Below are 1,425 nucleotides of genomic sequence, written 5' to 3'. Positions count from 1 at the left end.
GCCTGGCTCCGTGTCTCGCGCGCGGCGCGGTGCAGGGCGCGGGCGCGCCAGAGATTGACGACGATGTCGATCACCAGCACCACGAAGGGCACGGCCGAAATGGTCGGCGGCGAGGTTCCCTCGCGCAGCCGGCTATAGGCCTCGACCAGGATGCCGCCGGCGAGCACGTAGAGCAGGGCAGTGACGCCCAGCGCCGAGATGCTCTCCAGCTTGCCATGGCCGTAATGGTGCTCCTCGTCCGCCGGCTTGTCGGACACCCGCACCACCGCCCAAGTGATGATGGTCGCGACCAGGTCGATCGAGGAGTGCAGGGCCTCGGAGATCAGCGCGAGCGAGCCGATCGCGATCCCGACCACGAACTTGGCCGCCGCCATGCCGCCGCTGGCGAAGATCGAGATCGCGGCGACCGAGGTTTTGTCGTGCTGGGAGGTCATGGCGGGGGATTTAGCAGGGCGTGGGTGAACATCAAGCGATGATCCACAGCTGTAGTCGCTAGTGAGTTGCAGGAGCGATCTAAGTCTTGCTCCGGCCCCGCAGGGTGGGCAAAGGCGCGCAGCGCCGTGCCCACCATTCTTCCGCGATCGCTGACGCATGGTGGGCACGCTTCGCTTTGCCCACCCTACGAGACCGAGACTGGATCGACGGCTACGGCACCGTCACCACGATCTTCCCCAGATGCCTGTTCGCCTCCATGTGCTCGAACGCCTTGTCGATGTCGTCGAACACGAACACCTTGTCGATCGGCAGCTGCAGTTTTAGCGACTCCACCGCGCCCCAGATGTCCTTGCGGACCTCCTCGAAGATCTCGCGGATCTCCTCGATGGTGCGGGTGCGGAAGGTGACGCCGACATAGTCGATGCGGCGCGCCGCATGCAGGTCGAAGTTGAAATCGGCATGGGTGCCGCCGAGCCGGCCGACATTGACGATGCGGCCCTTCACCTTGGTCGCGGCGAGGTTCTGATTGGCGACCTTGCCCGAGACCTGATCGACGACGAGATCGACGCCTTCGCCGTTCGTCGCCTTGAGGACCTCGTCGACCCATTTCGGATCGGAGCTGTCGACCGCGAGGTCGGCGCCATACTCCTTCAGCCGGCCGCGGCGATTGGCGTCGGTCGACGAGCCGATCACGAGTTTCGCGCCCTTGAGCTTGGCGATCTGCATCGCCATCAGCCCGACGCCGGAGCTGGCGCCCTGGATCAGCACGCTCTGGCCCGGCTGCACGCCGCCGACGGTGACGACGGCGTTGTGCATGGTCGCGAGCGCGACCGGCAGGGTGGCCGCTTCCTCGAAATTCATGTTCGAGGGGGCGCGGAACAGCCGGCCGTGATCGGCGAGTGTGTATTCGGCAAACGCCGCGCCGCCCGAGCCCATGATGCGGTCGCCGATCTGGACGCCCTTGGCATCCGGCCCGAGCTCGGCGATCTC

Annotated in this window: 2 protein-coding genes; both read right to left on the bottom strand. The window is 66.2% G+C overall.

Annotated elements, in window-relative coordinates; all coding sequences use genetic code 11:
- The coding region (locus MOV74_RS38170) for a cation diffusion facilitator family transporter (RefSeq protein ID WP_246932677.1) at positions 1–434 on the bottom strand (434 nt) is incomplete at its 3' end.
- A gap of 211 nt (positions 435–645) precedes the next feature.
- Positions 646–1,425 (bottom strand): zinc-binding dehydrogenase (locus MOV74_RS38165; protein ID WP_246932675.1); only part of this gene is annotated, 780 nt, incomplete at its 5' end.

This window comes from Bradyrhizobium sp. SHOUNA76, from assembly GCF_023006445.1.
Taxonomy (GTDB): domain Bacteria; phylum Pseudomonadota; class Alphaproteobacteria; order Rhizobiales; family Xanthobacteraceae; genus Bradyrhizobium.
The sequence above is the reverse complement of the archived record's forward strand: the minus strand, read 5'-3'. Positions and strand labels throughout refer to the sequence as shown.